The organism is Kribbella sp. NPDC051620, assembly GCF_044453825.1.
Classification (GTDB): domain Bacteria; phylum Actinomycetota; class Actinomycetes; order Propionibacteriales; family Kribbellaceae; genus Kribbella.
This window is the reverse complement of record NZ_JBITDB010000007.1, coordinates 25,618-49,525: the sequence shown is the minus strand read 5'-3', so window position 1 is coordinate 49,525 and position 23,908 is coordinate 25,618. Positions and strand designations below refer to the sequence as shown.

The 23,908-nt window shown below is 68.0% G+C and carries 28 protein-coding genes; 18 read left to right on the top strand and 10 right to left on the bottom strand.

The features are described 5' to 3' along the window. Nucleotides 1–501 precede the first annotated feature (501 nt). From ACIA12_RS33425 to ACIA12_RS33400, 6 genes are all read left to right on the top strand, one after another. On the top strand, nucleotides 502–1,497 hold the full coding sequence (locus ACIA12_RS33425) for an OmpA family protein (protein ID WP_396371230.1): 996 nt from the start codon (nucleotides 502–504) through the stop codon (nucleotides 1,495–1,497). Nucleotides 1,498–1,642: 145 nt separating this feature from the next. After that, complete coding sequence (locus tag ACIA12_RS33420) at nucleotides 1,643–2,134, top strand: TlpA family protein disulfide reductase (protein ID WP_396371229.1); 492 nt, start codon at nucleotides 1,643–1,645, stop codon at nucleotides 2,132–2,134. Between the two features lie 43 nt (nucleotides 2,135–2,177). Then, nucleotides 2,178–2,951 (top strand): RDD family protein, encoded by a 774-nt coding sequence (locus ACIA12_RS33415; protein ID WP_396371228.1) that lies wholly within the window; start codon nucleotides 2,178–2,180, stop codon nucleotides 2,949–2,951. Between the two features lie 275 nt (nucleotides 2,952–3,226). After that, entirely contained in the window at nucleotides 3,227–3,679 is a 453-nt protein-coding gene (locus ACIA12_RS33410) for a DUF4395 domain-containing protein (RefSeq protein ID WP_396371227.1), read from the top strand. An 11-nt stretch (nucleotides 3,680–3,690) separates the two neighbouring features. Then, nucleotides 3,691–4,539 carry a sulfurtransferase gene (locus ACIA12_RS33405; protein ID WP_396371226.1) on the top strand — a complete coding sequence of 283 codons (849 nt, stop codon included), beginning with the start codon at nucleotides 3,691–3,693 and terminating at the stop codon, nucleotides 4,537–4,539. A gap of 1 nt (nucleotide 4,540) precedes the next feature. Further along, nucleotides 4,541–4,837 carry a DUF1416 domain-containing protein gene (locus ACIA12_RS33400; protein ID WP_396371225.1) on the top strand — a complete coding sequence of 99 codons (297 nt, stop codon included), beginning with the start codon at nucleotides 4,541–4,543 and terminating at the stop codon, nucleotides 4,835–4,837. 64 nt (nucleotides 4,838–4,901) lie between these two features. Here the strand turns inward: ACIA12_RS33400 and ACIA12_RS33395 are convergent, their stop codons facing one another. Further along, nucleotides 4,902–5,669: a LamG-like jellyroll fold domain-containing protein gene (locus ACIA12_RS33395; RefSeq protein WP_396371224.1), complete on the bottom strand. Its 768-nt coding sequence runs from the start codon at nucleotides 5,667–5,669 to the stop codon at nucleotides 4,902–4,904. A gap of 283 nt (nucleotides 5,670–5,952) precedes the next feature. Here ACIA12_RS33395 and ACIA12_RS33390 point away from each other — a divergent pair, with 283 nt between their 5' ends. Continuing rightward, on the top strand, nucleotides 5,953–7,179 hold the full coding sequence (locus tag ACIA12_RS33390; protein WP_396371222.1) for a choice-of-anchor P family protein: 1,227 nt from the start codon (nucleotides 5,953–5,955) through the stop codon (nucleotides 7,177–7,179). 160 nt (nucleotides 7,180–7,339) lie between these two features. Here the strand turns inward: ACIA12_RS33390 and dtd are convergent, their stop codons facing one another. Further along, nucleotides 7,340–7,765 (bottom strand): D-aminoacyl-tRNA deacylase, encoded by a 426-nt coding sequence (gene dtd, locus ACIA12_RS33385; RefSeq protein WP_396371221.1) that lies wholly within the window; start codon nucleotides 7,763–7,765, stop codon nucleotides 7,340–7,342. A gap of 93 nt (nucleotides 7,766–7,858) precedes the next feature. Here dtd and ACIA12_RS33380 point away from each other — a divergent pair, with 93 nt between their 5' ends. Further along, complete coding sequence (locus ACIA12_RS33380; protein ID WP_396371219.1) at nucleotides 7,859–8,689, top strand: 3-keto-5-aminohexanoate cleavage protein; 831 nt, start codon at nucleotides 7,859–7,861, stop codon at nucleotides 8,687–8,689. On the opposite strand, the gene ACIA12_RS33375 is transcribed toward ACIA12_RS33380, so the two are convergent. Together ACIA12_RS33375 and ACIA12_RS33370 are read right to left on the bottom strand one after the other, a co-directional pair. Then, complete coding sequence (locus ACIA12_RS33375; RefSeq protein ID WP_396371218.1) at nucleotides 8,626–9,087, bottom strand: hypothetical protein; 462 nt, start codon at nucleotides 9,085–9,087, stop codon at nucleotides 8,626–8,628. The genes ACIA12_RS33380 and ACIA12_RS33375 overlap by 64 nt on opposite strands. Continuing rightward, complete coding sequence (locus ACIA12_RS33370; protein ID WP_396371217.1) at nucleotides 9,084–10,289, bottom strand: molybdopterin-dependent oxidoreductase; 1,206 nt, start codon at nucleotides 10,287–10,289, stop codon at nucleotides 9,084–9,086. The genes ACIA12_RS33375 and ACIA12_RS33370 overlap by 4 nt, the downstream gene beginning before the upstream one ends. A 197-nt stretch (nucleotides 10,290–10,486) precedes the next feature. On the opposite strand from ACIA12_RS33370, the gene ACIA12_RS33365 reads away from it, so the two are divergent. Together ACIA12_RS33365 and ACIA12_RS33360 are read left to right on the top strand one after the other, a co-directional pair. Further along, nucleotides 10,487–11,050 carry a hypothetical protein gene (locus ACIA12_RS33365; protein WP_396371215.1) on the top strand — a complete coding sequence of 188 codons (564 nt, stop codon included), beginning with the start codon at nucleotides 10,487–10,489 and terminating at the stop codon, nucleotides 11,048–11,050. Continuing rightward, the gene (locus ACIA12_RS33360) at nucleotides 11,050–12,696 is read left to right on the top strand and encodes a hypothetical protein (RefSeq protein WP_396371214.1); all 1,647 of its coding nucleotides are present in this window, start codon (nucleotides 11,050–11,052) and stop codon (nucleotides 12,694–12,696) included. Before ACIA12_RS33365 ends, ACIA12_RS33360 begins: the two co-directional genes overlap by 1 nt. A gap of 28 nt (nucleotides 12,697–12,724) precedes the next feature. Here the strand turns inward: ACIA12_RS33360 and ACIA12_RS33355 are convergent, their stop codons facing one another. Continuing rightward, nucleotides 12,725–13,087 (bottom strand): DsrE family protein, encoded by a 363-nt coding sequence (locus ACIA12_RS33355; protein ID WP_396371213.1) that lies wholly within the window; start codon nucleotides 13,085–13,087, stop codon nucleotides 12,725–12,727. A 166-nt stretch (nucleotides 13,088–13,253) separates the two neighbouring features. On the opposite strand from ACIA12_RS33355, the gene ACIA12_RS33350 reads away from it, so the two are divergent. Then, nucleotides 13,254–13,748 (top strand): FABP family protein, encoded by a 495-nt coding sequence (locus ACIA12_RS33350; protein WP_343969824.1) that lies wholly within the window; start codon nucleotides 13,254–13,256, stop codon nucleotides 13,746–13,748. Here the strand turns inward: ACIA12_RS33350 and ACIA12_RS33345 are convergent. Both ACIA12_RS33345 and ACIA12_RS33340 read right to left on the bottom strand, forming a co-directional pair. After that, nucleotides 13,745–14,422, bottom strand: a complete 678-nt coding sequence (locus ACIA12_RS33345) for a response regulator (protein WP_396371212.1) — start codon at nucleotides 14,420–14,422, stop codon at nucleotides 13,745–13,747. The two genes, ACIA12_RS33350 and ACIA12_RS33345, sit on opposite strands and share 4 nt — an antisense overlap. Continuing rightward, entirely contained in the window at nucleotides 14,415–15,671 is a 1,257-nt protein-coding gene (locus ACIA12_RS33340; protein ID WP_396371211.1) for a sensor histidine kinase, read from the bottom strand. The genes ACIA12_RS33345 and ACIA12_RS33340 overlap by 8 nt, the downstream gene beginning before the upstream one ends. 154 nt (nucleotides 15,672–15,825) lie before the next feature. Between ACIA12_RS33340 and ACIA12_RS33335 the strand changes: the two genes are divergently transcribed. Continuing rightward, nucleotides 15,826–17,202 (top strand): cation:dicarboxylate symporter family transporter, encoded by a 1,377-nt coding sequence (locus ACIA12_RS33335; RefSeq protein ID WP_396371209.1) that lies wholly within the window; start codon nucleotides 15,826–15,828, stop codon nucleotides 17,200–17,202. A gap of 68 nt (nucleotides 17,203–17,270) precedes the next feature. On the opposite strand, the gene ACIA12_RS33330 is transcribed toward ACIA12_RS33335, so the two are convergent. After that, entirely contained in the window at nucleotides 17,271–18,095 is an 825-nt protein-coding gene (locus ACIA12_RS33330; RefSeq protein ID WP_396371208.1) for an LLM class flavin-dependent oxidoreductase, read from the bottom strand. Nucleotides 18,096–18,201: 106 nt separating this feature from the next. Between ACIA12_RS33330 and ACIA12_RS33325 the strand changes: the two genes are divergently transcribed. The 5 genes from ACIA12_RS33325 to ACIA12_RS33305 all read left to right on the top strand — a co-directional run bounded on the left by ACIA12_RS33325 (nucleotide 18,202) and on the right by ACIA12_RS33305 (nucleotide 21,850). After that, complete coding sequence (locus tag ACIA12_RS33325) at nucleotides 18,202–19,278, top strand: YgfZ/GcvT domain-containing protein (RefSeq protein WP_396371207.1); 1,077 nt, start codon at nucleotides 18,202–18,204, stop codon at nucleotides 19,276–19,278. Between the two features lie 59 nt (nucleotides 19,279–19,337). Then, nucleotides 19,338–20,333 (top strand): asparaginase, encoded by a 996-nt coding sequence (locus tag ACIA12_RS33320; RefSeq protein ID WP_396371206.1) that lies wholly within the window; start codon nucleotides 19,338–19,340, stop codon nucleotides 20,331–20,333. A 79-nt stretch (nucleotides 20,334–20,412) separates the two neighbouring features. Then, the gene (locus ACIA12_RS33315; RefSeq protein ID WP_396371205.1) at nucleotides 20,413–20,874 is read left to right on the top strand and encodes a helix-turn-helix domain-containing protein; all 462 of its coding nucleotides are present in this window, start codon (nucleotides 20,413–20,415) and stop codon (nucleotides 20,872–20,874) included. Then, nucleotides 20,874–21,407 carry a hypothetical protein gene (locus ACIA12_RS33310; protein WP_396371204.1) on the top strand — a complete coding sequence of 178 codons (534 nt, stop codon included), beginning with the start codon at nucleotides 20,874–20,876 and terminating at the stop codon, nucleotides 21,405–21,407. The genes ACIA12_RS33315 and ACIA12_RS33310 overlap by 1 nt, the downstream gene beginning before the upstream one ends. An 89-nt stretch (nucleotides 21,408–21,496) precedes the next feature. Next, nucleotides 21,497–21,850, top strand: a complete 354-nt coding sequence (locus tag ACIA12_RS33305) for a DUF2516 family protein (protein ID WP_396371203.1) — start codon at nucleotides 21,497–21,499, stop codon at nucleotides 21,848–21,850. 6 nt (nucleotides 21,851–21,856) lie between these two features. On the opposite strand, the gene ACIA12_RS33300 is transcribed toward ACIA12_RS33305, so the two are convergent. Beyond that, on the bottom strand, nucleotides 21,857–22,666 hold the full coding sequence (locus tag ACIA12_RS33300; protein WP_396371202.1) for a L,D-transpeptidase family protein: 810 nt from the start codon (nucleotides 22,664–22,666) through the stop codon (nucleotides 21,857–21,859). Between the two features lie 103 nt (nucleotides 22,667–22,769). Here ACIA12_RS33300 and ACIA12_RS33295 point away from each other — a divergent pair, with 103 nt between their 5' ends. Further along, nucleotides 22,770–23,261, top strand: a complete 492-nt coding sequence (locus ACIA12_RS33295) for an O-acetyl-ADP-ribose deacetylase (protein ID WP_396371201.1) — start codon at nucleotides 22,770–22,772, stop codon at nucleotides 23,259–23,261. Between the two features lie 56 nt (nucleotides 23,262–23,317). On the opposite strand, the gene ACIA12_RS33290 is transcribed toward ACIA12_RS33295, so the two are convergent. Then, nucleotides 23,318–23,872 carry a L,D-transpeptidase gene (locus ACIA12_RS33290; RefSeq protein WP_396371200.1) on the bottom strand — a complete coding sequence of 185 codons (555 nt, stop codon included), beginning with the start codon at nucleotides 23,870–23,872 and terminating at the stop codon, nucleotides 23,318–23,320. Between the last annotated feature and the right edge of the window lie 36 nt (nucleotides 23,873–23,908).

Below are 23,908 nucleotides of genomic sequence, written 5' to 3'. Positions count from 1 at the left end.
TAATTCGGTCCCAGACGTCAGCCAGACTAAATCGGCTCATGGGCGTAGTCGACACAATCATCCTTAATCCCCCCACCGCCCGAAGCGGTCGAATTTCACCCGGTCCCACACCCCTGGGGCGGGTGACTCCTCGGCCGAGCCTCACGTCGGCCGTCCTGCGGCGGCTGCGGACAGTGACCAACCTGTTCGCGACCTTCGTCGAAAGTAGTCGCCACCGCCGAGATCGTCAACGCGGTGCGGCCAGTTTTGAAACTAGCCGCATCCACCGGCCGGCGCTGCCCACTTCGGGATCGTTCACGAAAGATTAATCGCTGGGTAACATATGTTCCGGTGGCATTTCCGCAGGTTCCGGCCGCGTGCAAGACTTGGCCAATGCGGAATATGTCACGGCTGGTGACTTGTTGTTTACTCGCGATTGCGGTCGCGACCGCGGCGGCCGCCTGCAGTGACACCGAAAAGCCATCCTCGGCGGGCTCGGTCCCGCCGTCCGGACCGCCCTCCGTGACCGCCCCGGCGACGCCCGGCACGCCGTCGACCACCGGTGCGACGCCGACGCCCGCAGCGGATCCGGAGTGTGTCCCAGGCGCCGGCCGGACCATCCGGAAGCTGCCGGCGGTCACCGTGCCCGAGGTGGTCGTCGCGCCGCTGACCTATGACGACAACGGCACACAGAAGACCGCGGTCGAGGGATTCACGATCCCGGCGCAGGTCATCGACGCCGGCTGCGTGATCCAGTACGACGCTCCCGGTGGTTGCCTGGGCGCGGTCAAGATCACCGGTGCGACGATTCCGCCGGTGACGATCCCGGGCAGCGTGCTGGCCGGGAGTCAGCAGGAGTTCCCCGGCGTGACCGTGCCCGGCAAGACCCTGGCCGCCGTGACGTCGCCCCAGATCTGCCAGGTGAAGACCAATGGGGTGCTGCCCACGGTGACCCGCAAGGGCGTCGTACGGCGTGGGGAGTCCCGTAACGGTGCCGCGCGGCCGGGTGGGTTCGTGAAAGGCGACGGAACCGTTCCTGATCTGCGGATCCAGACGGTGAAGGTGCCCGAGGTCAGGCTGCCCGACGTGGATGTCGATCCTGCCCGGCTCGAGTCCCGCAAACTGCCCGGGCAGGAGAAGGTCGACGTCTTCACCGGCGAGGGCAAGGTCTCCTACGTCGCTCCCGGTGACGTCCTGTTCGACACCGACAAGGCCACGATCCGTCCGGATGCGGCCAAGGCGCTGCACGCGATCGCGGTGAAGATCAAGGGAGAACATCCGGGCGCGAAGCTCCGGGTCGAGGGGCACACCGACGACCGCGGTGACGCGACGTACGGACTGCGGCTGTCCGAACGGCGGGCCCAGGCGGTCGCGCAGTACCTGATCAGGACCGAGCACTTCGCGGCGGCGCAGATCACCACCAAAGGTTTCGGGGAGACCGCTCCGGCCGTTCCGAACACCTCGGATGCCAATCGGCAGAAAAACCGCCGGGTGGTCATCACCGTCGCCGCCGGGTAAGGCTTGCCTGGCAATTACGGACGGTGCCAAACGTGCGTTTCAAACGCGGTCTGGATTGTCGGGCGAAGTCTCATTTCTTCGTGGTTCGGTCCACTGGGTGAACGACCGGTTGAGCGTAATCAGGACCGACGTAGTCTGGATTGTCATGAGCCCCGGGATCATCGTGCTGGTCAGTGCCGTCGCCCTCGGCGTCGTACTGAGCGTGCTGAAGTCCCGGTTCGACGGCCGGTTCCGTGGCACCCGCGCGGTGCGGGCAGCCGGCGCGGCCGGTGAGAAGGAAGCAGTGGACGACGCGACAGCGGCAGCCGGCCGGATCTCGGCCGCGGACCTCGGGACCGGGCTCGGCGAGCGGGCCACCATGCTCCAGTTCTCGTCCGCGTTCTGCGCGCCGTGCCGGGCCACCCGGCGGACGCTCGTCGAGGTCGAGGCGATGGTCCCCGGCGTGAAGCACATCGAGCTGGATGCGGAGTCGCACCTCGAGCTGGTCCGCCGGCTCGACATCATGCGGACGCCGACCGTGCTGGTGCTCGACGCGACCGGCGCGATCGTCACCCGCGCCAGCGGCCAGCCCCGCAAGGCCGACGTGATCGCCGCCCTGGGCACAGCCGTCGACGCCACCAGCCCGGCCGAGCGTTAGCCCCAATTGGCGGCTTGGCCCAGCGGTAAGTGATGCTTTGGCGATGAGCTTCCCGGCCGGCTGGTACGACGATCCGCAGGACCCGACCCAGCAGAGGTACTGGGACGGCGGGTTCTGGACGGACTACCGCCGGCCCCGCGAGGGCCCGCCGCCGTACCAGGGCCAGTTCGGCCAACCGGTGCAGGACGAGCCTGGCCAGCAGGGATTCGGGCCGGGGCTCGGGCAGCCGGGGATGGGCCGGCAGGGGTACGGGCCGCAGGGCCATCCCCAGCAGGGGTTCGGCTACGGGCCGCGGGTGCCGTCGACGCCGGACGGCCAGGAACTCGCCGGCTGGTGGAAGCGGGTGGCGGCGCGGATCATCGACTCGATCATCGTGTTCGTGATCGGCCTGCCGTTCACCGGCTACTTCTACTACCGGTACATCCAGGCGATCAACGACAGCGACCTGTTCGCCACGCCTGCCGCGGGAACGACGCCGACCTTCGAGCTGCCGGTGGAGATCTACCAGTGGGTCATCCCGGCCTCGATCCTCGGCCTGCTGGTCGAGCTCGCCTACTCCTACTTCTTCCTGACCCGCACGGGCGCGACGCCTGGCAAGAAGGCGCTGGGGCTGAGCGTGCGGCTGCGCGCGGTCCCCGGCCCGCCGACCGGGTCGACCGTGCTCAAGCGCTGGGCCAGTACCAGCGTGTTCGGCTTCATCTGCGGCTGCCTGAGCCTGGTCGACGTGCTCTTCCCGCTCTGGGACGACAAGAAGCAGGCGCTGCACGACAAGATCGCCGATACCAACGTCGTGGTCGGGCCGCAGCAGCGCCGGTGAGTCCGACCAGCATGTGATCAGTTGTCTCACTGAGTGGGACCATTGCTGGTGGTCACTGATGGTTTCCGTACTCTCGGACCGTGGAGTACACGACATGGCTGACCAAGCGCAGGGCAGTGGACAACTGCCGCATGCGCTCGTCCCTGTGTCGTACCCACTGACCAGGCGGCGTCCCGAGCGCTCCGGAACCGGTAGCTGAGCACGGTTCCCAGTACGTCGCCTCCCGCAGCCCCGGGCGGGTCCGGCTCGAACCACCTCCTTCTCCGGGAGTCGTCATGTCCACTCCGGCGGCACAACAGCCCCAGGTCGACCCGCGCGGACTACGGTTCGCCGCGGCGCTGACCACCGTCGTGCTGGCACTGACCCTGATCCTGAACAACCCCTGGCCACTCGCGGTCCAGGCGGTCGTGTTCGCGATCTCGGTCGTCTTCGGCGTCCAGGCATCGCCGTACGGGCAGCTGTTCAAGCGGCTGGTCCGGCCCAGGCTGGGCCCACCCAAGGAACTGGAGGACGCGGCGCCGCCGCGGTTCGCGCAACTGGTCGGGCTGGTCTTCGCCGTCCTCGGCCTGATCGGCTACTTCGCCGGCGTCGAGGTGCTGGGCGTGGTCGCCACCGGGTTCGCCCTGGTCGCCGCGTTCGTGAACGCCGCCGTCGGGCTCTGCCTCGGCTGCGAGGCCTATCTGCTGATCCACCGCATTCGTACGCCATCCACCGCTACTACTTCTTAGGAGCAGCATCCATGAGCAGGGAATCCGCTCTTGTCTCGGCCGACTGGGTCGAGGAGCACAAGAACGACGCCAACGTGGTCCTCATCGAGGTCGACGAAGACGTATCGGCGTACGACGCCGGCCACATCGCCGGTGCGATCAAGCTGGACTGGAAGGACGACCTCCAGGACCAGGTCCGGCGTGACTTCGTCAACCAGGAGCAGTTCTCCGCGCTGCTGTCCGAGCGGGGCGTGAAGAACGACGACACCGTGGTGCTCTACGGCGGCAACAACAACTGGTTCGCTGCCTACGCGTACTGGTACTTCAAGCTGTACGGCCACGAGGACGTCCGCCTGCTCGACGGCGGCCGCAAGCGCTGGGAGCTGGACAGCCGCGAGCTGACCGACGAGGTCGTCAAGCGCGAGACCACCGAGTACCAGGCCAAGGAGCCGAACCTCGAGATCCGCGCCTTCCGCGACGAGGTCAAGGACGCCATCGGCGTCAAGAACCTGGTCGACGTGCGCAGCCCCGACGAGTACGCCGGCCGGCTGCTCGCCCCGGCGCACCTGCCGCAGGAGCAGGCCCAGCGGGCCGGGCACATCCCGACCGCCGTCAGCATCCCGTGGAGCAAGACCGCCAACGACGACGGCACCTTCCGCGTCGACGAGGAGCTGAAGACCCTGTACGCCGACGCCGGCGTGGACTTCGGCAAGGACACGATCGCGTACTGCCGGATCGGCGAGCGCTCGGCGCACAGCTGGTTCGTGCTGCACGAGATCCTCGGCCAGGAGAACGTGAAGAACTACGACGGTTCGTGGACCGAGTGGGGTTCGCTGGTCGGCGTACCGGTCGCTCTCGGCGACGAGCCAGGGAAGGCCTGACATGTGCGGAGCAACGAAGGGCGGCCTCGACCTCAAGGGCGTCGACGTCGACAAGGAAGCCGTGATCCAGGGCCAGGTACTGCGCGGCGAGGAGCCGGTCGGCGGCGCCTACGTGCGGCTGCTCGACTCCACTGGTGAGTTCACGGCCGAGGTACCGACCTCAGCCACCGGGCACTTCCGCTTCTTCGCGGCCCCCGGCACCTGGACGCTGCGCACCCTGGCCCCCAAGGCCGACCCGGTAGACCGCCAGGTGGTAGCCCAGTACGGCGAGGTGGCCGAGGTGGCCGTAGCCGTCTGACCTGCTATTTTGCTGACCCCGAAGGGCCCGTTAGCTTGCGCGACGGGCCCTTCGGCTCGCCTCGCTACGGGTAGGCCAGATAGTCGTTGTAGAACACGTCGTCCATGATGCCGTGGTACTGATCGTTGTTGCTGCCCACGCTCTTGGCGCCGAGTGTCACCTGCTGCCCGGCCGGGTTGACCACGTAGGCCGACGAGCCGAGGTCCTTGAAACCGGTCTTGGTGGTGTCGACGTAGATCTGGATCTCGGTGCTGGTGCGCTGGCAGGTGATCTTGTGCCAGTTGCCATCGGCAACTGTCACGGTGGAGTAGGCGACCTTGGCGTTCACGCCACCCGGCTCCACCACGACACAGCTCGGCGCGCCCTTCGGATAGCCGGTGTGCGGCGGGTCGATCTGCACTTTCCACTGGGACGTGTTCCACAGACCCTTCTGGAACAGATTCGAGCCCGCGGTGTCCGACAGCTCGGACAATGAGACCTTGGTCCACACGCCGTAGCTGAAGACCGCCGTCCCCGGATCGAGGTCCGTGGCCGTGGAGCCCGGACTGGTGATCATTGCCTCTGGGCAGGGTGCCGTCGTGCACATCGCCGGGAACTTCACGGCCTGTCCGATGCCGTCCCGGCCCGGTGTCACCGTGGTGATCTGACCGCCGTTCGACGTCGCCACCGTGCCGACATGGCCATGGCTGCTGTCGTCCACCACTGTCGTGACCACCGCGCTCGCGCTGTCGAACCGCCAGCGCAGCCGTTGTGAGGCCGCCATCGCCGGTGTGGCCAGCGCCGTTACGAGGCCGAGTGCGGCCAGCCCCACCAGTACGTTTCTTCGCAACATGGTTCCCCCTCGTTGCCGTTGTCGGATCCTTGGGACGCTAGCAACGGCGGTGCTTCCTGGCTGCGGTACAGGCCTGCAACTAGCTGCAATATCAGGGACTTTCGATGACTTCGATGTCACGGCCCGGGGTTACGCGCAAGATCTCGATTCTCACAGGGTGATGGATCAGGTAACGGTTTGATCTCGGAGAGGGAACATCTCGTTACCTACCGCAACCGGCTGAGTTGTGTCTGTGTCCTGGCCCGCTCACTAGGGTCACGTCATCACTCAGGGAGGAGGGGTCATGAGACCCCGCATCGGATACAAGAAGCTCGCTGCCGTCGGAGTTGCGGCGGTTGTCGGCGTAGCTTCGACGATCGCGCTGACCTCGGGTTCGGCGTCCGCCGCGCCGGTGTTTGGCTACAGCGGTTACTCGTTCGGCACCGGCATCGAGGCCGGCATCGTCCAGCACGGCCCGAACGTCGTCGCGCAGTTCAGCTGCACCACGGACTCGAGCGCGAAGGACCGCAACGATCTCGCCACCGCGAACATCAACAACCAGGCGATCGCGCAGACCGTCACCACCGACACGCACGCGTTCAACGACGCGCACGGCAACGGTGTGACCAGCAACGCGACCGCCGCCGACATCAAGGTCGGCAACCTGCTGCACCTGGTCGGCGCCAAGACCACCACCACGTCGGTCTACAAGAACGGCCAGCTGTCCTACACCGGCAACACCACCTTCGCCGCGGTGAAGATCGGTGGCGTCGTGGTTCCGTCGCTGCTGAAGCCGAGCCCGAACTTCAAGGTCGCCGTCCCGGGCCTGGGCTACGTCGTGCTGAACCGCGTGGGCGGCGTGAAGACCAGCGCCGGCATCTACTCGTACGCGCAGGCCGTCGTGCTGCACGCGAACGTGAAGAACAAGTACATCCCCGAGGGTGTCGACGTCGCGGTCCTGAAGACCCGCGCCGAGATCACCAAGCCGGCCACGGCCATGGTGACGGGTGACGCGTACGGCTCGACCGTCCAGGTCGACAAGCTGGTCACGTCGGGCAAGACCTCCTACCAGGCCACCTGCCAGGGCACGGAAGGAAAGACGATCAAGAACTCGATCGCCGGTATCGAGATCCCGAAGGTCGCCTCCGTGGGCGCGATCTACACCACGAAGAACGGCTACATGGGTACCGAGAAGTCGGCCGTCAACTTCACCTCGCACATCGCGGGCGTGCGGGTCGGCAGCCTGCGGGTCGGTGCGATCGAGTCGTCGGCTTCCGCCTGGAAGACCAAGGACGGCAAGGTCGGCATCCACTCCTCCTCGAGCGTCGCCTCGATCCAGGTCGGCAACAAGACCTACCAGGTCGCGACCGGCCCGAATGCAGTACTGGACATCCCCGGTGTCGCCAAGCTGACCTTCAACCAGGTCGTGCGTCAGAGCCGGTACGTGTCCGTCAACGCCCTGGTGATCGACGTCTACAGCTTGAACACCAAGGTTGTCCTCGGCCACTCGGCCGCCGGTGTGATCGGCTGATCCAGCCACCACACCACCACCTCGCTGAGCCGAACCTCACCGATTCAGCCAGGTAGCTCCAGGACCCCCGGGTCCGGATCCTCGAGATCCGGCCGGGGGTTCTGTCTGTCCGGGATCAGGCGTCGAGGTCCGGTACCGGGGTCGGGGCCAGGCACCTGCGTCAGGCGTCGAGGATGAGGGTGACCGGGCCGTCGTTGACCAGACAGACCTGCATGTCGGCGCCGAAGCGGCCGCGCTCCACCTTGGCGCCGAGCGCTTCCAGGGCGGCGCAGAACGAGTCGTACAGGGGTTCCGAGACGGGACCGGGTGCCGCGGCGCTCCACGACGGGCGGCGCCCCTTGCGGGTGTCGGCGTACAGGGTGAACTGGCTGATGGCGAGCATCGGCGCCTGCTCGTCGGCGCAGGAGCGCTCGTCGTGCAGGATCCGCAGGGTCCAGATCTTCGCGGCCAGCGCGGCGGCCTTCTCGGGGGTGTCGTCGTGGGTGACGCCGAGCAGGACCAGCAATCCGGGTTGGCCGATCGCGCCGACCACCTCACCCTCAACGCTGACCGATGCCTGACTGACCCGCTGCACTACTGCTCTCATGGTCCCATCCTGCCGTGCCGGAGATCGTCCGGTAATCGAGCCCGTCCGCCGCCAAATGTCCCGTTTTGAGTGCTGATCTGGCACGATTCGTTCATGACGTCGACGTTGATCACCGTTGCTCCCACTGGCGCCGAGACCGCTAAGGCGGACTGTCCGGCGCTGCCCACGACGCTCGAAGAGCTGGTTGAGACGGCTAAGCGGTGTGAGGCGGCGGGGGCCGCGATGATCCACATTCACATCCGCGACGGGGAGCACCGGCCGACGCTGGACCTCGGGCGGCTGACCGAGACGGTGAGCGCGGTGCGGGAGAACACCGCGCTGATCGTCCAGCTGTCAACCGGTGGTGCCGTGACGGACCCGTTCGAGCACCGGCTGCGGGTGCTGGACGCGGCGCCGGACTCGTGTTCGCTGACGATGGGCACAGTCAACTTCGGTGACGACGTGTTCATGAACCCGTGGCCGTTCGTCACGGAGCTGTACCAGCTCACGCAGGAGCGGGAGGTGGTACCGGAGTTCGAGCTGTTCGACCTCGGACACGTGGCGGCGCTGGGGCGGCTGCTGGACAAGTACGGGCTGCCCTATGGCGGCAAGGTGCACTGTGACCTGGTGATGGGCGTCCCGGGTGGCATGCCCGGTACTACGAACGCACTGGTTGCCGCAGTCAACGGTCTCCCCGCGGGCGTCACGTCCTGGTCGGCCACGGGCGTCGGCCGTACGACGCTGCCGGTCGCGCTGGCCGCGCTGTCGATGGGCGGCCACCTGCGGGTCGGCATGGAGGACACCCTCACGTTGGCCAAGGGGCAACCGGTCACCCACAACGCCGAACTGGTCGAGCGCGCCGCCACCATCGCCGCGCTGGCTCAGCGCCCGCCGCTGTCCCCCGACGAGGCGCGCGTCCTCTTGAACATCAAGCGCCGTCCCTGAATCACGGCGATCACCACACCGACGACCACAATCGTGGCCTCCAGCAACAACCAGTCCCTGAAGTAGTCCCGCGGCAACACCGTCGGATTGACCCCTTTCCCTTGCCTGATCAACAAGGGAATCGCCACCACCGTCGTCACGCCGACATACAGCAACATCGCCCGCACAACCCCCACAACCCGATGCCGCCCAGGCCCCATCGACCACCGGGTCAGCAACCACCCGGCGCCGACCGTCAACGGCACCAGGATGAAGTCGTCAGTCACCACAGCTCCACCCAGCCACAACGGCAGCCGGATCAAAGCATCGACGCTGACGGCCTGCAGCAGGAGCCGCAACCCCCACAGCCCGAAGCCGACGCCCAGAGCGCCCATACCTGCTCTGATCCAGCGGGTCATGTGAGTACCTCCAGGTGGTGGACCCATTTGGTTTGCAGGACGCCGGGGCGGTTGGGGGCGATGATGCGGGCCGGGTAGCCGTGGTCCAGGTCCAGGTTGGTTCCGTTGAGGCGGAGCGCGAGCAGGGTCAAGGGGTCTTCGGCGAACTGTGAAGGCAGCTGGCTGGTGGCGTAGAAGCCGCCCTTTTCCATCGAGACGACTCGGAGGTGGGAGCCGGGTGGGGCGCCGCAGAGTTTGAGGAGGTCCTGGATGCGGATGCCTTCCCAGTGGGCGCCTTGGCTCCAGCCTTCCACGCAGGCGATCGGGAGGGCTGAGTGGCTTTGGGGGAGAGCGCGGAGTTCGTCCAGGGAGTAGGAGAGTTGGGTCGGGCCTTTGACGGTGAAGCGCCAGGTGGCGTCGACGGGGAGTACGCCGGCGGCCTCGGCGGTTCGGTTGACGGGGAGGCCTTGGGGGCCGATGTTGGGTTTGCGCGGAGCCAGTACGGCGATCGGGCCGAACGCCGGTACGGATTGGCCGATCGACGCGATGCCGACGAGGGAGGCGGCGCCGGCGACGGTGCGGAAGAGACCGCGACGACTCAGCCCGGTGATTGCCGGCGGCAACGAGTCGGGCTGGTTCGGTACCGGCGTGCGGGCGGGGTCGTGCGGTACCGGCGTACGGTCGGCGGGGGTGCGGCGCCAGTTGGCGATGATGAGGGGCAGCTTGACCGCGAGGTGGACGAGCAGCGCGCCGATGATGATCCAGGCGAGGGCGTAGTGCGTTTCCTTGAAGGGGAACGGCCACGGGTACCACTGCAGCGTGTTGAGGAAGCCGATGAACAGCTCCAGCGCCACCGCCGACACCAGCACGAGGATCGAACCGCGTTCGAGCACGGTGCCGATGGCCTTGCGGCTCGGCGGCCAGGGGAGCTTGGCGAACAGCTTCGGATAGACCGTCCAGAGTTTCGCCAGCAGCAGCGGGACCGAGACGATCCCGCTCAGCACGTGCAGGCCCTGCGTCACGCGGTACAGGGAGGCCGGCCGGCTGGGGATCACGAGCCAGCCCGGCGTCGCCTGCTGGAAATGGCTGAACAGGCCGGTCAGGAAGCAGATCGTGATCGCCACCCCGAGCCAGCGCCCGAGCACGACGGCCACGCGGGGATGATGCAACGGCGACGAGAACGACTCCTCGGTCGGCGGCTGCGGCAACTGCGGCAACTTCATGCTTCTCATCAGAACGCAGAATTCGCCCACCCAGCGCCCGCCTCCGCTTACTGCTCGCGAACGCCCGTTCCGTACGCCGTACCGCCGCTTACGGCTCGCCTACAACACCCGCTGTCCACAGGCTGGGGCTTGCATCCGAGCGAGATGCCACCCCTTCGCTCTAGGCTGAGCAGGTTCGAGTGAAGGGAGCGGGACAGGTGAGGACGCAGCAGCGGTCGTCGGACGATGACGAGCGCGCTCTGGCCGATCTTGCGGAGGTGTCCGACTGGAAGCGCGTCTGGGGCCCGCCCGAGACCGGGCTGGACGCGATCCGCACGCTGGTGTCGCGCGTCTCCGCCGCTACCGGCTGGCGTCCCTGGGCTCCCGGCAACATCGACCCGAACCGCTACACCTGGGGCCTCGTCACTCCGCGCCGGACCGTGATGCTGGTGCTGCCGGACGCGGTACTCCCGGACAGCCCGCGCAGTGGCTGGTCGGCGTACGAGATCGGTCCTGATGAGGTCGGCGAGGCTGAGGACGGCCTCGACGACCGGTGGCCCGACCAGCTCGAGCTGGCCCGGCGGCACTGGGGTCAACCGGTCTTCGTCGGACCGGGCACCGATCCGCGGATACCGCTGGAATGGCGCGGCCGGCGCCGTCATCTGGCAGTCTGGTTGCGGCCCGGCGCCGAGATGCACCTGTACGCGACCCAACCCCAGGCCGACCCGGCAGGAACCAGCGCCGGCTTCGGGTACTCCGTCTATGCGAGCGAGGTGGCCTGATGGCGTCGATCGAAGAAGACATGCTCCGGGATGTCTACCAGGTGTTCCGGAAGATCGCGGCCAAGCATCTCCGCAAGCGTAGTCCCAGCATGTCTCAGCGGATGCAGCAGGCGCGGGCGCGGCAGCAGGCGCAGTTGCTCGAGGCGTTGCGGGAGCAGGAGTACCGCTCCCTGGTCGAGGACATGCAGAACGAGCGACGGCACAACCCGGAGTACGCGAGTGCGCTCGACGGGCTGTCCGACGCGGAGCGCACCCAGCGGGTCGAGGCTGAGGCGCGCTGGCAGCAGGACCAGCGCGACCGGATGGACAACGACCCGAACTTGACGCCGGACGACATCCAGCGTGAGGTCGACCGCGACCTCGACGGCAATGGGCTCGACGATCCTGAGGACCGGCGGCGGGAGGCGGAGGACTTCGAGCGCAACGTCGTCGACCGGGACGGCAACGGTGAGGTCGACGCGGTCGAGCAGCGGCAAGCGCAGCAGGAAGCGCGCGATGCGGAGGCACGTCGGCAGCAGGAGCAGGAGCGCGCGACCGAGCAGCGCGAATCCGAGGAGGCTCGCGGTGGCGACGTCGTACCGGCCGCTGCCGCCGCTGGAGCGACCGCTGTCGCGGCGGACGAGATCCTGGACGAGGTCGAGGAGCGGCGGGTCGAGGAGCAACAGAGCGAGGACCAGCAGGTCGAGGACCAGGAACAGGACCAGCTGCTCGACGGGGACGGTGCCGCGCCGGAGGTGATCGGCGAGACGGAGGCCGAGGCGGCCGACCGGCAACAGGCGACGGATTCTCAGGAGCAGTCGACGGATTCGCAGTACGTCGACCAGGACGGTGCCGCGCCGGAGGTGATCGGCGAGACCGAGGCCGAGCGTTCCGACCGGCTCGCGGAGCCCGAGGCCTCGCAGGACGACCGTCTGCTGGATGAGGACGGTGCCGCGCCCGCGGTGATCGGCGAGGACGCCCAGCAGGCCCAGCAGGAGCAGGACGATCGGCTCCTGGACGAGGACGGCGCTGCGCCGGCGGTGATCGGTGAGGACGCCCAGCAGGTCCAGCAGGAGCAGGACGATCGGCTCCTGGATGAGGATGGGGCGGCGCCGGCGGTCATCGGAGAAGACGCGCAGCAGGTTCAGCAGGAGCAGGACGGGTTGGACCAGGAGCGGGCAGAGCGGGACGGGCTCGAGCAGGACGGCACTGAGCCGGGTGCGGTAGAGCAGGACAGGACTGCGCCGGGTGGGGTGGAGCAGGACGGGGGTGAGCGGGAGCGGCGGGAAGAGCAGGTTCAACCGGGGGAGGCTGGGCCTCAGCCGGGGCTGAAGACTGGGGGAGATCAGGCTGCGGCGGCCGATCAGGAGGCGCAGAACGAGCAGCGCGGGCCGGACTACGTCGAGACCACCTTGGAGCAGGCGCGGTCGGAGAACGGCCCGAACGGTCAAGGCGAGCAGAACGGTCAGCGGCCGGGGATGTCGCAGGACGAGATGGACAAGTTGCGAGGACTCCAGGGTGGGCAGGCCGAGGCCGCCGCGGCGACCCGGCCACGCACCGGCGAGCCCGTCGAGGTTGGCGCAGGCGGTAAGAACCCGGGTGCCCGCGCAGCCGAACTCCGAGCCGACAAGGGCAGCCGCCGAGACGGCCCAGGCGTGGGCGAGTAGTCACCCAACCCAGAAGCGGTGTACGGGGCTAGTAGACGATTGCTTGGGTGTTTTCGGTGAGGATTTCTTCGGTGAAGGCGGGAGCGCCGGCTATGCGGGTGTTGGGGAGCAGGTCGGGCTCGGTGAGGTTGCGGCGTTTGGCGCATTGGGTGCAGACCGTCAGTTGACCGCCGGCTAGGACGGCGGCCAGGAGGTCGGCGGCGGGGGCTGCGTGGGGCAGCTCGAAGGCCTCGGCGCGGCCGGGGACGGCGAACCAGACAGCCTCTCCGGTGAGCCAGAGGGAGACTTGGGCGCCAGAGGCCACAGCGGTGGCGGCGACTGTCAGGGCTTGGTTGGCGCGCTCCGGTTCATCGGCGCCTGCGGTCAGCTTGATCACCAGCGTGCGGGACATCACGCCACCGTAGCTCAGACCGCCGTCGCCATCCCCTAGACTGACAAACGTGCTACACGTCATCTTCACGACCCTGCTGGTGCTCGTCACCGTGTTCATGGGCTGGTTCTCGGCGTTCGTCGTCTACCGGCTGTACCGCGGCCACGCGGCGAACTGAGGCGGACCGGTGGCGTTCGAGATCCCGCAGGACCTGCACCCCGACCTGATGCCGCTCGCCTGGCTGCTCGGCCGGTGGGAGGGCCGCGGTCACGGTGACTACCCGACGATCGAGAAGTTCGAGTTCGGCCAGCAGATCGACTTCAGCCACAACGGCAAGCCGTTCCTGCACTACGTCAGCCAGACCTTCGTGGTCGGCGAGGACGGCAAGCGCGAGCGTCCGCTGGCGATGGAGACCGGGTTCTGGCGGCCGAAGCCGGACGGCAAGCTCGAGGTCGTGATGGCCCACCCGACCGGCTTCGCCGAGGTCTGGTACGGCGAGATCGACGGCGCCAAGATCGAGATGCGCACCGACGTGATCGCCCGCACCGTCACGGCCAAAGAGGTCAACGCCGGCCACCGCCTCTACGGCCTGGTCAAGGGCGAGCTCCTCTGGGCCTATGACATGGCCGCCGAAGGCCTCCCCCTCCAGCCCCACCTCTGGGCCACGCTCGTCCGGGTCTAGCTCTCCGACACCCAGGAGTACTCGACCTTCGGCCGTCCGCTGCGCCCGTCGTAGCGTTGGGTCCGCAACGCCTGGCCCTGGTCGGCCAGGTGTTCCAGGTAGCGCCGGGCCGTGATCCGGGACGTACCGATCGAGGATGCGACCTCCTCGGCGGTCCAGCCCTCTCGGTCGCCGAGCAGCGTCACCACGCGGTCCAGTACGGAGCCCGCCAAGCCCTTGGGTACCGACGAACTGGTTGCCGGATGCAACAACCGGTCGACCTCGTCCTGATCCGCGACCACCTGGCCGGACTCCGCCGCGCGCCGTTGCCGCGCGTAGGCGGTGAGCCGATCCCTCAACGTTTCAAAGGCAAACGGCTTCAGCACATACTGCACGACACCGATCCGAGCAGCGGCCTGTACGGCGGCCACCTCGCGAGCAGCCGTCACCGCGACCACGTCAGTTTGGTTGCCAGCAGCACGCATTCGCCGTACGACGTCCAGCCCGTGCCCGTCCGGCAGGTTCATGTCGAGCAGCACGAGATCGACCTGCTCCTGGCTCAACACGTGCAGGGCGCGGGCCGCAGTACCGGCGAGACCGATGCAGACGAACCCCGGCAGCCGATCGACGTACACCCGATGCGCCTCGGCCGCGACCGGGTCGTCTTCAACCACAAGCACCCGCAGATCAGGCACTAGCACTCACCGCCCGCGGCAACCGCACCCGGACGGTCAACGCCGGTACGTCGTCCAGCTCGGAATCCGGGTCGACCATCAACGTCCCCTGCCAGCGCTCGACGGTACTGCGGACCAGCACCAGCCCCAACCCATGACCCGGCTCGGCCTTCGTCGTCCAGCCCCGGTCGAACATCCGCGCCAACTCGGTCGCCCCCAGCTCGGCGCCGGTGTTCGTCACCGCGAGGTCGATGTACTCAGCGCTCGTCGATGCTTTCAGCTCGACCCGCCGTGGCGCGGTACCGCCGCGCGCTGCCTCGACCGCGTTGTCGAGCAGGTTGCCGACCACGGTGACGATGTCCTGGGCGGGCAGCCTCGTGTGCAGCGCTTCGGAGCCGAGCTCGAGCGTGAGCAGCACGCCGCGTTCCTGCGCCTGCGCGAGTTTGGCGAGCAGCAGCGACGCGAGCACCGGATCGCCGACCGTGCCGACGACGCGATCGGTCATCGCCTGGGCCAGCTGCAGTTCGGAGACGGCGAACTCCCGCGCGCGTTCGGGCCGGCCGATCTCGATCAGGCTGACGACGGTGTGCAAGCGGTTCGATGCCTCGTGATTCTGCGCCTGCAGCGATTCGGCCAGGCTGCGTACCGCGTCCAGTTCGCCAAGCAGGGCTTGCAGTTGGGTGTGATCCCGCAGCGTGACGATGCGGCCGGAGCGGGCGGGTTGCTGGTTGACCACGACGACGCCGAGCGCGCCGAGGTGCAGTTCGTCGTACGCCGTCCGGCCGGCGCGCAAGAGACTCGAGAGCGTCGCCGGCAGGTGAAGGTCGTCGACCGTCGTACCGGGTGAGACGTTGCGCAGGCCGAGCAATCGGCGCGCCTCGTCGTTGACCAGCTGGACCTGGCCGTGCGAGTCGATCAGGATCAGGCCTTCGCGCGCTGCCCGGAGTACACCCTCGTAGAAGTCGAGCATCCAGGCCAGCGCCTGCGTCCCGATCCCACGGGTGGTGTGCCGGACCCGCCAGCTGACCAGCGCGTTGCCGGCCACCGCCACCCCGAGCAGCAGGCTGGCGACGCCGAGCATCGAGCGCAGCTCCAGCTGGATCAGGTCACCCCAACCGGTTGGCGTGATCCCGGCCGCGGCGGCGTCCCGATCGGCCTGGGTCCGGGAGTGGGCGAGCAGCACGATCCAGACCAGCACGATCATCACCGAGACCGTGGCCGTCTGCAGCCAGAACACCTGGCGGCGCAGCTCCCACGGACGGTCTCTCATACGCGCCATTCTCCACACCACTGCCCCAACTGGCATGCCGCGTGCCTTGCCGAGGGATTCGGTCGCGAACGATATGAACGAAATGCGCAGTTGTCCTGTGCGTCACGTCACAGTTACTCAGAACCCGCCCGCCCGGCAAATCAGGAGTCCCACCATGGCGAGCCCCACCGCACCCCGACCGACTCCGGTTCGCAACGACCGGACCCACTTCCTCTACATCGCCGTCATCGTCGCCGTTCTGCTCGGCATCGGCGTCGGTTTCATCTTCCCGGACTTCGCGATCGAGCTGAAACCGCTCGGCACCGGGTTCGTGAACCTGATCAAGATGATGATCAGCCCGATCATCTTCTGCACCCTGGTGCTCGGCATCGGGTCGGTCCGCCAAGCCGCCAGCGTCGGCAAGGTCGGAGGTCTCGCGCTCGGCTACTTCCTGGTGATGTCGACGGTCGCGCTGGCCATCGGGCTGGTCGTCGGCAACCTGGTCCAGCCGGGTTCCGGCCTCAACCTCACCGAGAAGCTGCGCGACGCCGGCCAGAAGCAGGCCGCGGGCGCGCACGAAGGTACGACGGACTTCCTGCTCGGCATCATCCCGAAGACGATCGTCTCGTCGCTGACCGAGGGCCAGGTGCTGCAGACCGTCCTGGTCGCCTTGCTGGTCGGGTTCGCGCTGCAGGCGATGGGCTCGAAGGGGCAGCCGGTGCTGGACGGCATCGGCCACATCCAGCGGCTGGTCTTCAAGGTGCTGTCGATGATCATGTGGGCGGCGCCGGTCGGTGCCTTCGGCGCGATCGCCGCGGTGGTCGGAGCGGCCGGCAGCACCGCGCTGGTCAGCCTGCTGAAGATCATGCTGGCCTTCTACATCACCTGTCTGCTGTTCGTGATCGTCATCCTCGGCACCATCCTGCGGGTCGTCACGGGGCTGTCGATCTTCCAGCTGCTCAAGTACCTGGGCCGTGAGTTCCTGCTGATCGTGTCGACCTCGTCGTCGGAGACCGCGCTGCCGCGGCTGATCGGCAAGATGGAGCATCTCGGCGTCGACAAGTCGGTCGTCGGCATCACCGTGCCGACCGGTTACTCGTTCAACCTGGACGGCACCGCGATCTACCTGACGATGGCGTCGCTGTTCATCGCCGAGGCGATGGACCAGCCGTTCTCGATCGGTCAGCAGATCTCCCTGCTGGCGTTCATGATCCTGGCCTCCAAGGGCGCCGCGGGCGTCACCGGAGCGGGGCTCGCGACGCTGGCCGGCGGCCTGCAGTCGCACCGGCCGGAGCTGGTCGACGGCGTCGGCCTGATCGTCGGCATCGACCGGTTCATGTCCGAGGCCCGGGCGCTGACGAACTTCGCCGGCAACGCGGTCGCCACGGTCCTGGTCGGTCACTGGACGGGCGGGTTCGACAAGGAACAGGCCCGCCAGGTGTTCTCCGGTGAGGACCCGTTCGACGAGGTCGCCTTCGCCGCCGGCGACACCCACGCGGGCGACGTACAGGAAGACAGCCCCCCGGCCGTCACCACCGGCACTGCCCACTGACCATCTGTCCCACCCCTCCACGCTGCCCGTCAGCTCCCAACCGTCTGGGAGCCGACGGGCAGCGTGCCTTATTTACCGTTGAGCATCTCTACAACGGGAGCGAGCTCTTCGAGGTAGTCGGTGTTGACGGTGATGTACGACGCTCCGAACTCGTCCCGGCGGCGCTGGAGTTCGTCGGCCATCTCCTGTGGGGTGCCGCGGAGCAGCATCAGCGAGTCGCTCTTCTCCAGCTCGGCGGGGTCGAGGCCGGTCGCCTGCTTGCTCCACGGGGGCAGTTCGGTGGTACCGGCGGCGAAGAGGTTCATCGCCAGCTCGATGTGGTCCGCCCGCGGGCCGGCCAGCTCGCGGAGCTCCTGGGCGAGCTGCCGCATCTCCTCGCGCGGTGCCGTCGCGGGCTTGGCCAGCGAGACGATGTCGGCGCGGGCGGCGGCCAGTGCGAGCGACTTCGGCCCTCCGGACGCGAGCATGATCGGGGTGTGCTTGTCGCCGTCCAGCTTCGCCAACTGGTCCAGCGTCTCGGTCACCTGGTCCCGGCGCTCCTTGGCCGTTCCCCAGGGCAGGCCGACCTCGTTGACCTGCTGCTCGGCCTGGGGGCGGCCGGTGCCGATACCGAAGTCGAAGCGGCCGTCGGTCAGCACAGAGAGCGTGTGCGCGTCCCAGGCGGCTGTACGAGCCGGTCGGAGGGGTGCGGCCGCTACGAAGGTCCCGACGCGGATGTCGGCGACAGTGGCGGCTACTGCGAGCGTGGGGAACGGTGACAGCAGCTGCAGGCCGTCCGGCATCAGCACTGTCGAGTACCCGAGGCCGGCGGCCCGGCGTACGGTCTGCTTCCACTCCTCGGCGCCGCGATTCGCACTGCCCACCACACCGAACCGGAATGCCCTGCTGGTCATCGTCGTCTCCTCTCGCTTTGGTAGTACCAGCGTCGCGGACCGTGGTGTTGTCCACATCCCACAGCGGGAGGCAGTCGGTGTACGCCGATGGACGTACTCTGGTGACATGTCACTGACGCGTAGCCCTCTGCTGGACCTCCCAGGCGCGGTCGAGGCCGACGGGCTGGACGCTGGGGTTGCCGCGCACTACGGCTCCGACCTGCGCGAGCAGCGGGCCCTGGTTGCGGGCAAGGGCTTCGTGGACCTCTCCCACCGCGACGTGGTCACCATCACCGGCCCGGACCGCCTCACCTGGCTGCACGCAATCACCAGCCAGTACTTCGAGGGCCTACGCCCGGGCACCTCCACCACAGCCCTCCTGCTGTCGCCCACGGGGCACGTAGAGCACGCCATGTACGGCGTAGACGACGGCGAAACCTTCTGGCTCCACACCGAGCCGGGCGCCGCCGCCCCCCTCGTCGAGTGGCTCCAAAAGATGGTCTTCATGTCCCGGGTAGAGATCAAGGACGTGAAGGACGACTACGCCATCGTGTGGCGGCCCGGTCCCGCACCCGTGGGCGCGGTGCCGGGCGAAGCCTCGGCCCCCGGGCTGGGCGACGCCTCCGCTCCCACCACCGCCGCGACAGCGGCGCAGCCGCTGGCGCGGGCGGGAGACGACTCGCTCGGCGGGCACGAGCTCTTCCTCCCTCGGGGAGACCTCTCGGCCTTCGCCGAGCAGGCCGGTCCGCCGGCTGGCGTCTGGGCATACGAGGCCTTGCGGATTGAGGCAGGGGCTCCGCGGCTTGGGATGGACATGGATGAGCGGGCCATCCCGAACGAGCTCGGGTGGCTTGGTGTTGGGGTGCATCTGGACAAGGGCTGTTATCGCGGGCAGGAGACGGTGGCTCGGGTGCACAACCTGGGGCGGCCGCCGCGGCGGCTGGTCCGGCTGCATCTGGATGGGTCTGTCGACCACCTGCCGGCGCACGGGTACGCCGTACGAGTGGGGGAGAAGCAGGTCGGGTTCATCGGATCCGCGGCGCGTCACCACGAGTACGGGCCGATCGCGCTCGCGCTGATCAAGCGCAACGTGGACCCAGAAGCAGTGCTCGAGGTCGTCGCCGAGGACCAGCCGACGGTCACCGCCACGCAGGAGCTGCTCGTCGACCCTGAAGTCGGTCTGCACGTGCGCGCCCGTCTGTGAGCCGGATCATCTCCTATCCGGCTGTTTGCACCTGACCTCCGAGCCGTACAGTTTCAGCCGTGACCGAACCTGTGATCCTGGCCGACGTCGTCCGCAGCGGTTTCGTCGAGGGCCATCACCGCGGCTCCGTCGTGGTGACCGCGCCCGACGGCTCCGTCGAGTGGTCGGCCGGCGTGATCGACGAGCCGATGTTCCCGCGCTCGTCCAACAAGCCGATGCAGGCCCTCGGCATGCTCCGCAACGGCCTGGAGCTCGACGGCGAGCTACTCGCGCTGGCTGGCGCGTCGCACTCGGGCGAGTCCTTCCACCTGGACGGCGTACGCCGGATCCTCGCGGGCGCGGGCCTCGACGAGTCGGCCCTGCGCACGCCTCCGGCGTACCCGATCGACGACCAGGCCCGCGACGAGTGGGTCCGCGCCGGCCACGGCCTGGACCGCATCACCATGAACTGCTCCGGCAAGCACGCCGCGATGCTGGCCACCTGCGTAGCCAACAACTGGCCGTACCACGACGACGCCGCCGCGAACGGCGCCGAGTGGGGCGCGAACGACTACCGCTCCCCGAACCACCCGCTGCAAAAGGCGATCCGTACCGCCGTCGAGGACTCGGCCGGCGAAAAGGTCTCCTACGTAGCCGTCGACGGCTGCGGCGCCCCCATCCTCGCCATCACCCTCTCCGGCCTCGCCCGCTCCTTCGGCCTCTTCGCCTCGGCCTCCGCCGACACCCTCGAAGGCCGCGTGGCCAACGCCTTCCGCGCCCACCCCGAGTACGCCAGCGGGAGTAGGCGCGACGAGTCCGCCCTGATGCACGCCATCCCCGGCCTCTTCTGCAAGGCCGGCGCCGAGAGCGTCTACGCGGTCGGTCTCGCCGATGGCCGTGGCCTGGCAGTGAAGATCGACGACGGTACTCCGCGCGCCCGCGCCGTGGTGATGGCCGCGACGCTGCAGAAGCTCGGCGTCGACCACGAGGAGATCACCAAGCAGACCCGCTCCCCGCTCTACGGCGGCGGCATCGAGGTCGGCGCAGTACAGCCGCATCCCAAAGCCTTCGCCTGATCGTCCGCTACTCGGCGTAGTGAGCGGCCTCACGTCGGGTCTGCTTGCAATTGCAAGCACCTGCTAGCACCATGGACGTATGGCCAGGTTGAGTGATCGTGCGGCGGGTGCTGTGGGTTCGGTGGGGGAGTACCTCGCTGAGCAGCGCCGGCATGCGCAGTTGTCGTTGCGGCAACTGTCCGACCTGGCCGGGGTGTCCAACCCGTACCTGAGTCAGATCGAGCGTGGGCTGCGCAAGCCGTCCGCGGATGTCCTGCAGCAGTTGGCGAAAGCCCTGCGGATCTCGGCCGAGACGCTGTACGTACGGGCCGGCATCCTCGATCCGGACGAGAGCGAGGGCGGCGCCCGGCGTACGCCGGGAGTGGTCGACGCGGTACTGCTCGACCCTGCCCTGAACGAGCGGCAGAAGCGTGTGCTGCTCGACGTGTACGCCTCGTTCGTCCGTGAGAACACGCCCGAAGAGCCCATACCGGCCAAAAAGACCCCTGCAACAAAACGTACGACCCCGCTGAACAAAAAAACCTCACGAGGAGATGCCTGATGGCAACCCGTACCCCCGTCACGCCCCTGTACGCGATCGCCGGCGCCGGCGACCTGGCCGTGGAGAAGTTCCGCGCGGTCAGCGAGGACGTCACCACCCGGTTCGCGAAGCTGGACCAGAAGACCCTGCAGTCGTCCCTGCAGACCGAGCTGACCAAGCGTCAGGCCGAGCTGAGCAAGCGCCTCGAGGTGCTCGCCGCCGAGGCCAAGACGGTGCCGGCCAAGCTGCGTGAGCTGCCGTCGGTCGCGCAGGCCGGGCTGACCACCGTGCTCGGCCAGGCCGAGGAGACCTACGAGGACCTCGCCGGTCGCGGCAAGGAGCTGGTCACCCGGATCCGCAGCCAGAAGGCCACCGAGGACCTGGTCGCCCAGGCCAAGACCACGGTGAGCAAGGCCAAGGCCACCCGCACCACTGCGAAGAAGACCGCCGGCACCGCCACCCGCAACGTCAAGGCGACCGCGACCAGCGCCCGCAAGACGGCCGCGAAGGCCACCAAGGCTGCCGAGGCGGCCGCCGAGAAGGTCGGCGACTGAGAGTAGCCTCTCGGCTCTGCGTAGTACGGGTGGTCCTGATCCGGGTTCGACGGATCGTGGGCCACCCGTGCCTGCGTTAGGCTCGTTGCATGCTCGCACTCGCCACGTTCCAGAACCTGTTCCCCGGGTTCATTGGTCCCATCAACGTGATCTGGTGGATCGTGCTGGGTCTGAAGCTGGTCGCCCTGGTCGATGCGGCCTTCCGGCCACGGGCGGTGTTCGTCGCCGCCGACAAGCTGACCAAGCCCGGCTGGGTGCTGATCCTGTCGGCGTTCACGCTGTCACAGATCTTCCAGGGCGGCTGGCTGAGCTTCTTCGGCCTGATCGGTATCGTCGCCGCCGGCGTCTACCTGGTGGACGCTCGTCCCGCACTGCGGGCGGCCTCCGGCCGGGGCCGCGGCGGCTGGGGAATCAGGCGTCGCCGGGGTCCCCGCCCGCTCTAGTACCAGTTACGAGCGGTAGACGATCACCTTGTCGCCGACGTGCACCTCGTCGAAGAGGATCTTGATCTTCGCCAGGTCGCGGACGTTGACGCAGCCGTGCGAAGCGCCGTTGTACCCACGGGCGGCGAAGTCCGACGAGTAGTGCACGGCCTGGCCGCCGCTGAAGAACATCGCGAACGGCATCTTCGAGTCGTACAGCTTCGAGACGTGGTTGCGGCTCTTCCAGCCGACCGTGAAGCCGCCCTCGCGGGTCGCCGTCTTCTGCGCGCCGAACCGGACGTCCAGCTGCATCTTCACGACGCCGTTCACCACGTACCGCAGTTTGCGGGTGGTCTTGTCGATGCAGAGCGCGACGCCGGTGGCGCAGCGCTGGTCGAGCTTGACGCCGTTCACCACCGGGGCCGGCGGGAAGAGCTCGGCCTGGGTGGGCTCGTGAGTGGCGGCGGTCAGCTTGGTCCAGGTGAACTCGTCGACGTACCCGATCGGCGGGATGCCGTTGGCCTTCTGGAACTTCTTCACCGCGGACCGGGTCATCGTGCCGAAGTCGTTGTCCAGCCACTGCTTGTCCAGCAGCTTGAGCTGCACCAGCCGCGCCTCGACCTTCCGCACCGAGGCGCCACTGGAACCATTGCTCCACAGGGCCTTCGGATAGATCGGCAGCTCCCCGCTGACCTCGAACGGCACCGTCTTGACCTCACCGGCACCACTGCGTTGCCCGGGCGTCGCCGACGCGCTGACAGCCGTCCCGCCGACCGCGACGACGACCACAGCCGCCAGCACATTGCGAACAATCAGCGCACCACGAGTCCAGCGCATCGGAACCCCTCGAGTCGATCCGTCCCACCACTGATGAGACGCCCTCACAGATCACTTGGTTGGCATCGGGCGGACGCCAACCACCCCAGCCTAAAGTACTGGCATGGAAATCGACCTCTCGACGGCTGACATCACGACTGTCGCCACCGGCGCGATCGTGAACGCCGCCCACCACGCCCTCCGCGGCGGCGGTGGCGTCGACGGCGCGATCCATCGGGCCGGCGGCCCGGCGATCCTGGCCGACTGCATCGCTCGGTACCCGGACGGCGTACCGACCGGTGAAGCGGGGTGGACGACGGCGGGCAACCTTCCCGCGCGGTACGTGATCCATGTGGTCGGCCCGAACTACACCGCTGGGCAACGAGATCCGGCGTTGCTCGAGTCCTGCTACCGCAATGCGTTGCGGCTGGCCGACGAGCTGGGAGTCGACGAGCTGACGGCTCCCGCGGTGTCCGCGGGGATCTACGGATGGCCCAAGGAGTCGGCGGCCGAGATCGCCGTACGGACTCTGCGGGAGACCAGGACCGCGGTCACGCGGGTGACGTTCTGCTTGGTGGAACCGCGGCTGTACAAGGCGTTCTCGAAGATCCTGTAATGCGCAACGGCCGGCCCCCGCGAGGGGAGCCGGCCGCTTCGTAGTACCAGGGAAGATCAGGCGTTGTAGACGAAGACCTTGTCGCCGATCTTGACCTTGCTGAAGATGAAGTCGATCTTCTTCCGGTCGCGCATGTTCACGCAGCCGTGCGAGGCGCCGTTGTAGCCGCGGGCCTTGAAGTCCGACGAGTAGTGCACTGCCTGGCCGCCGCTGAAGAACATCGCGTCGGGCATCGGCGAGTGGTAGATCGAGGAGACGTGCTTCTTCGACTTGCGGTAGACCTTGAAGGATCCGTTCCGCGTCGGCGTCTTCGCCGCCCCGAACCGGGCGTCGCCCTCGGCGATCAGCTTGCCGTTGACGATGAACATCACCTTGCGCGTCTTCTTGTTGATGCACAGGTAACGCCCGGTCATGCACACCTTGGCAATGTGCCGTCTGCCCGGTACCAGCACCGTCTTCTTCGCCGCGGTCAACGTGCCGGCAGTGGCCTTGGTGGCCACCACGGTCTTGGCGGCCGGAGCAGCCTCGGCCGTCGTCGCGGCGGTGAGAACGCCTACCCCCAGCATCGCGACCGCCGTGGTGGTGGCGCCGAGCTTACGCAGAATGCCCATGGTCCTTTTCCTTCCCCCAACGTGTTGTGCTTCCGA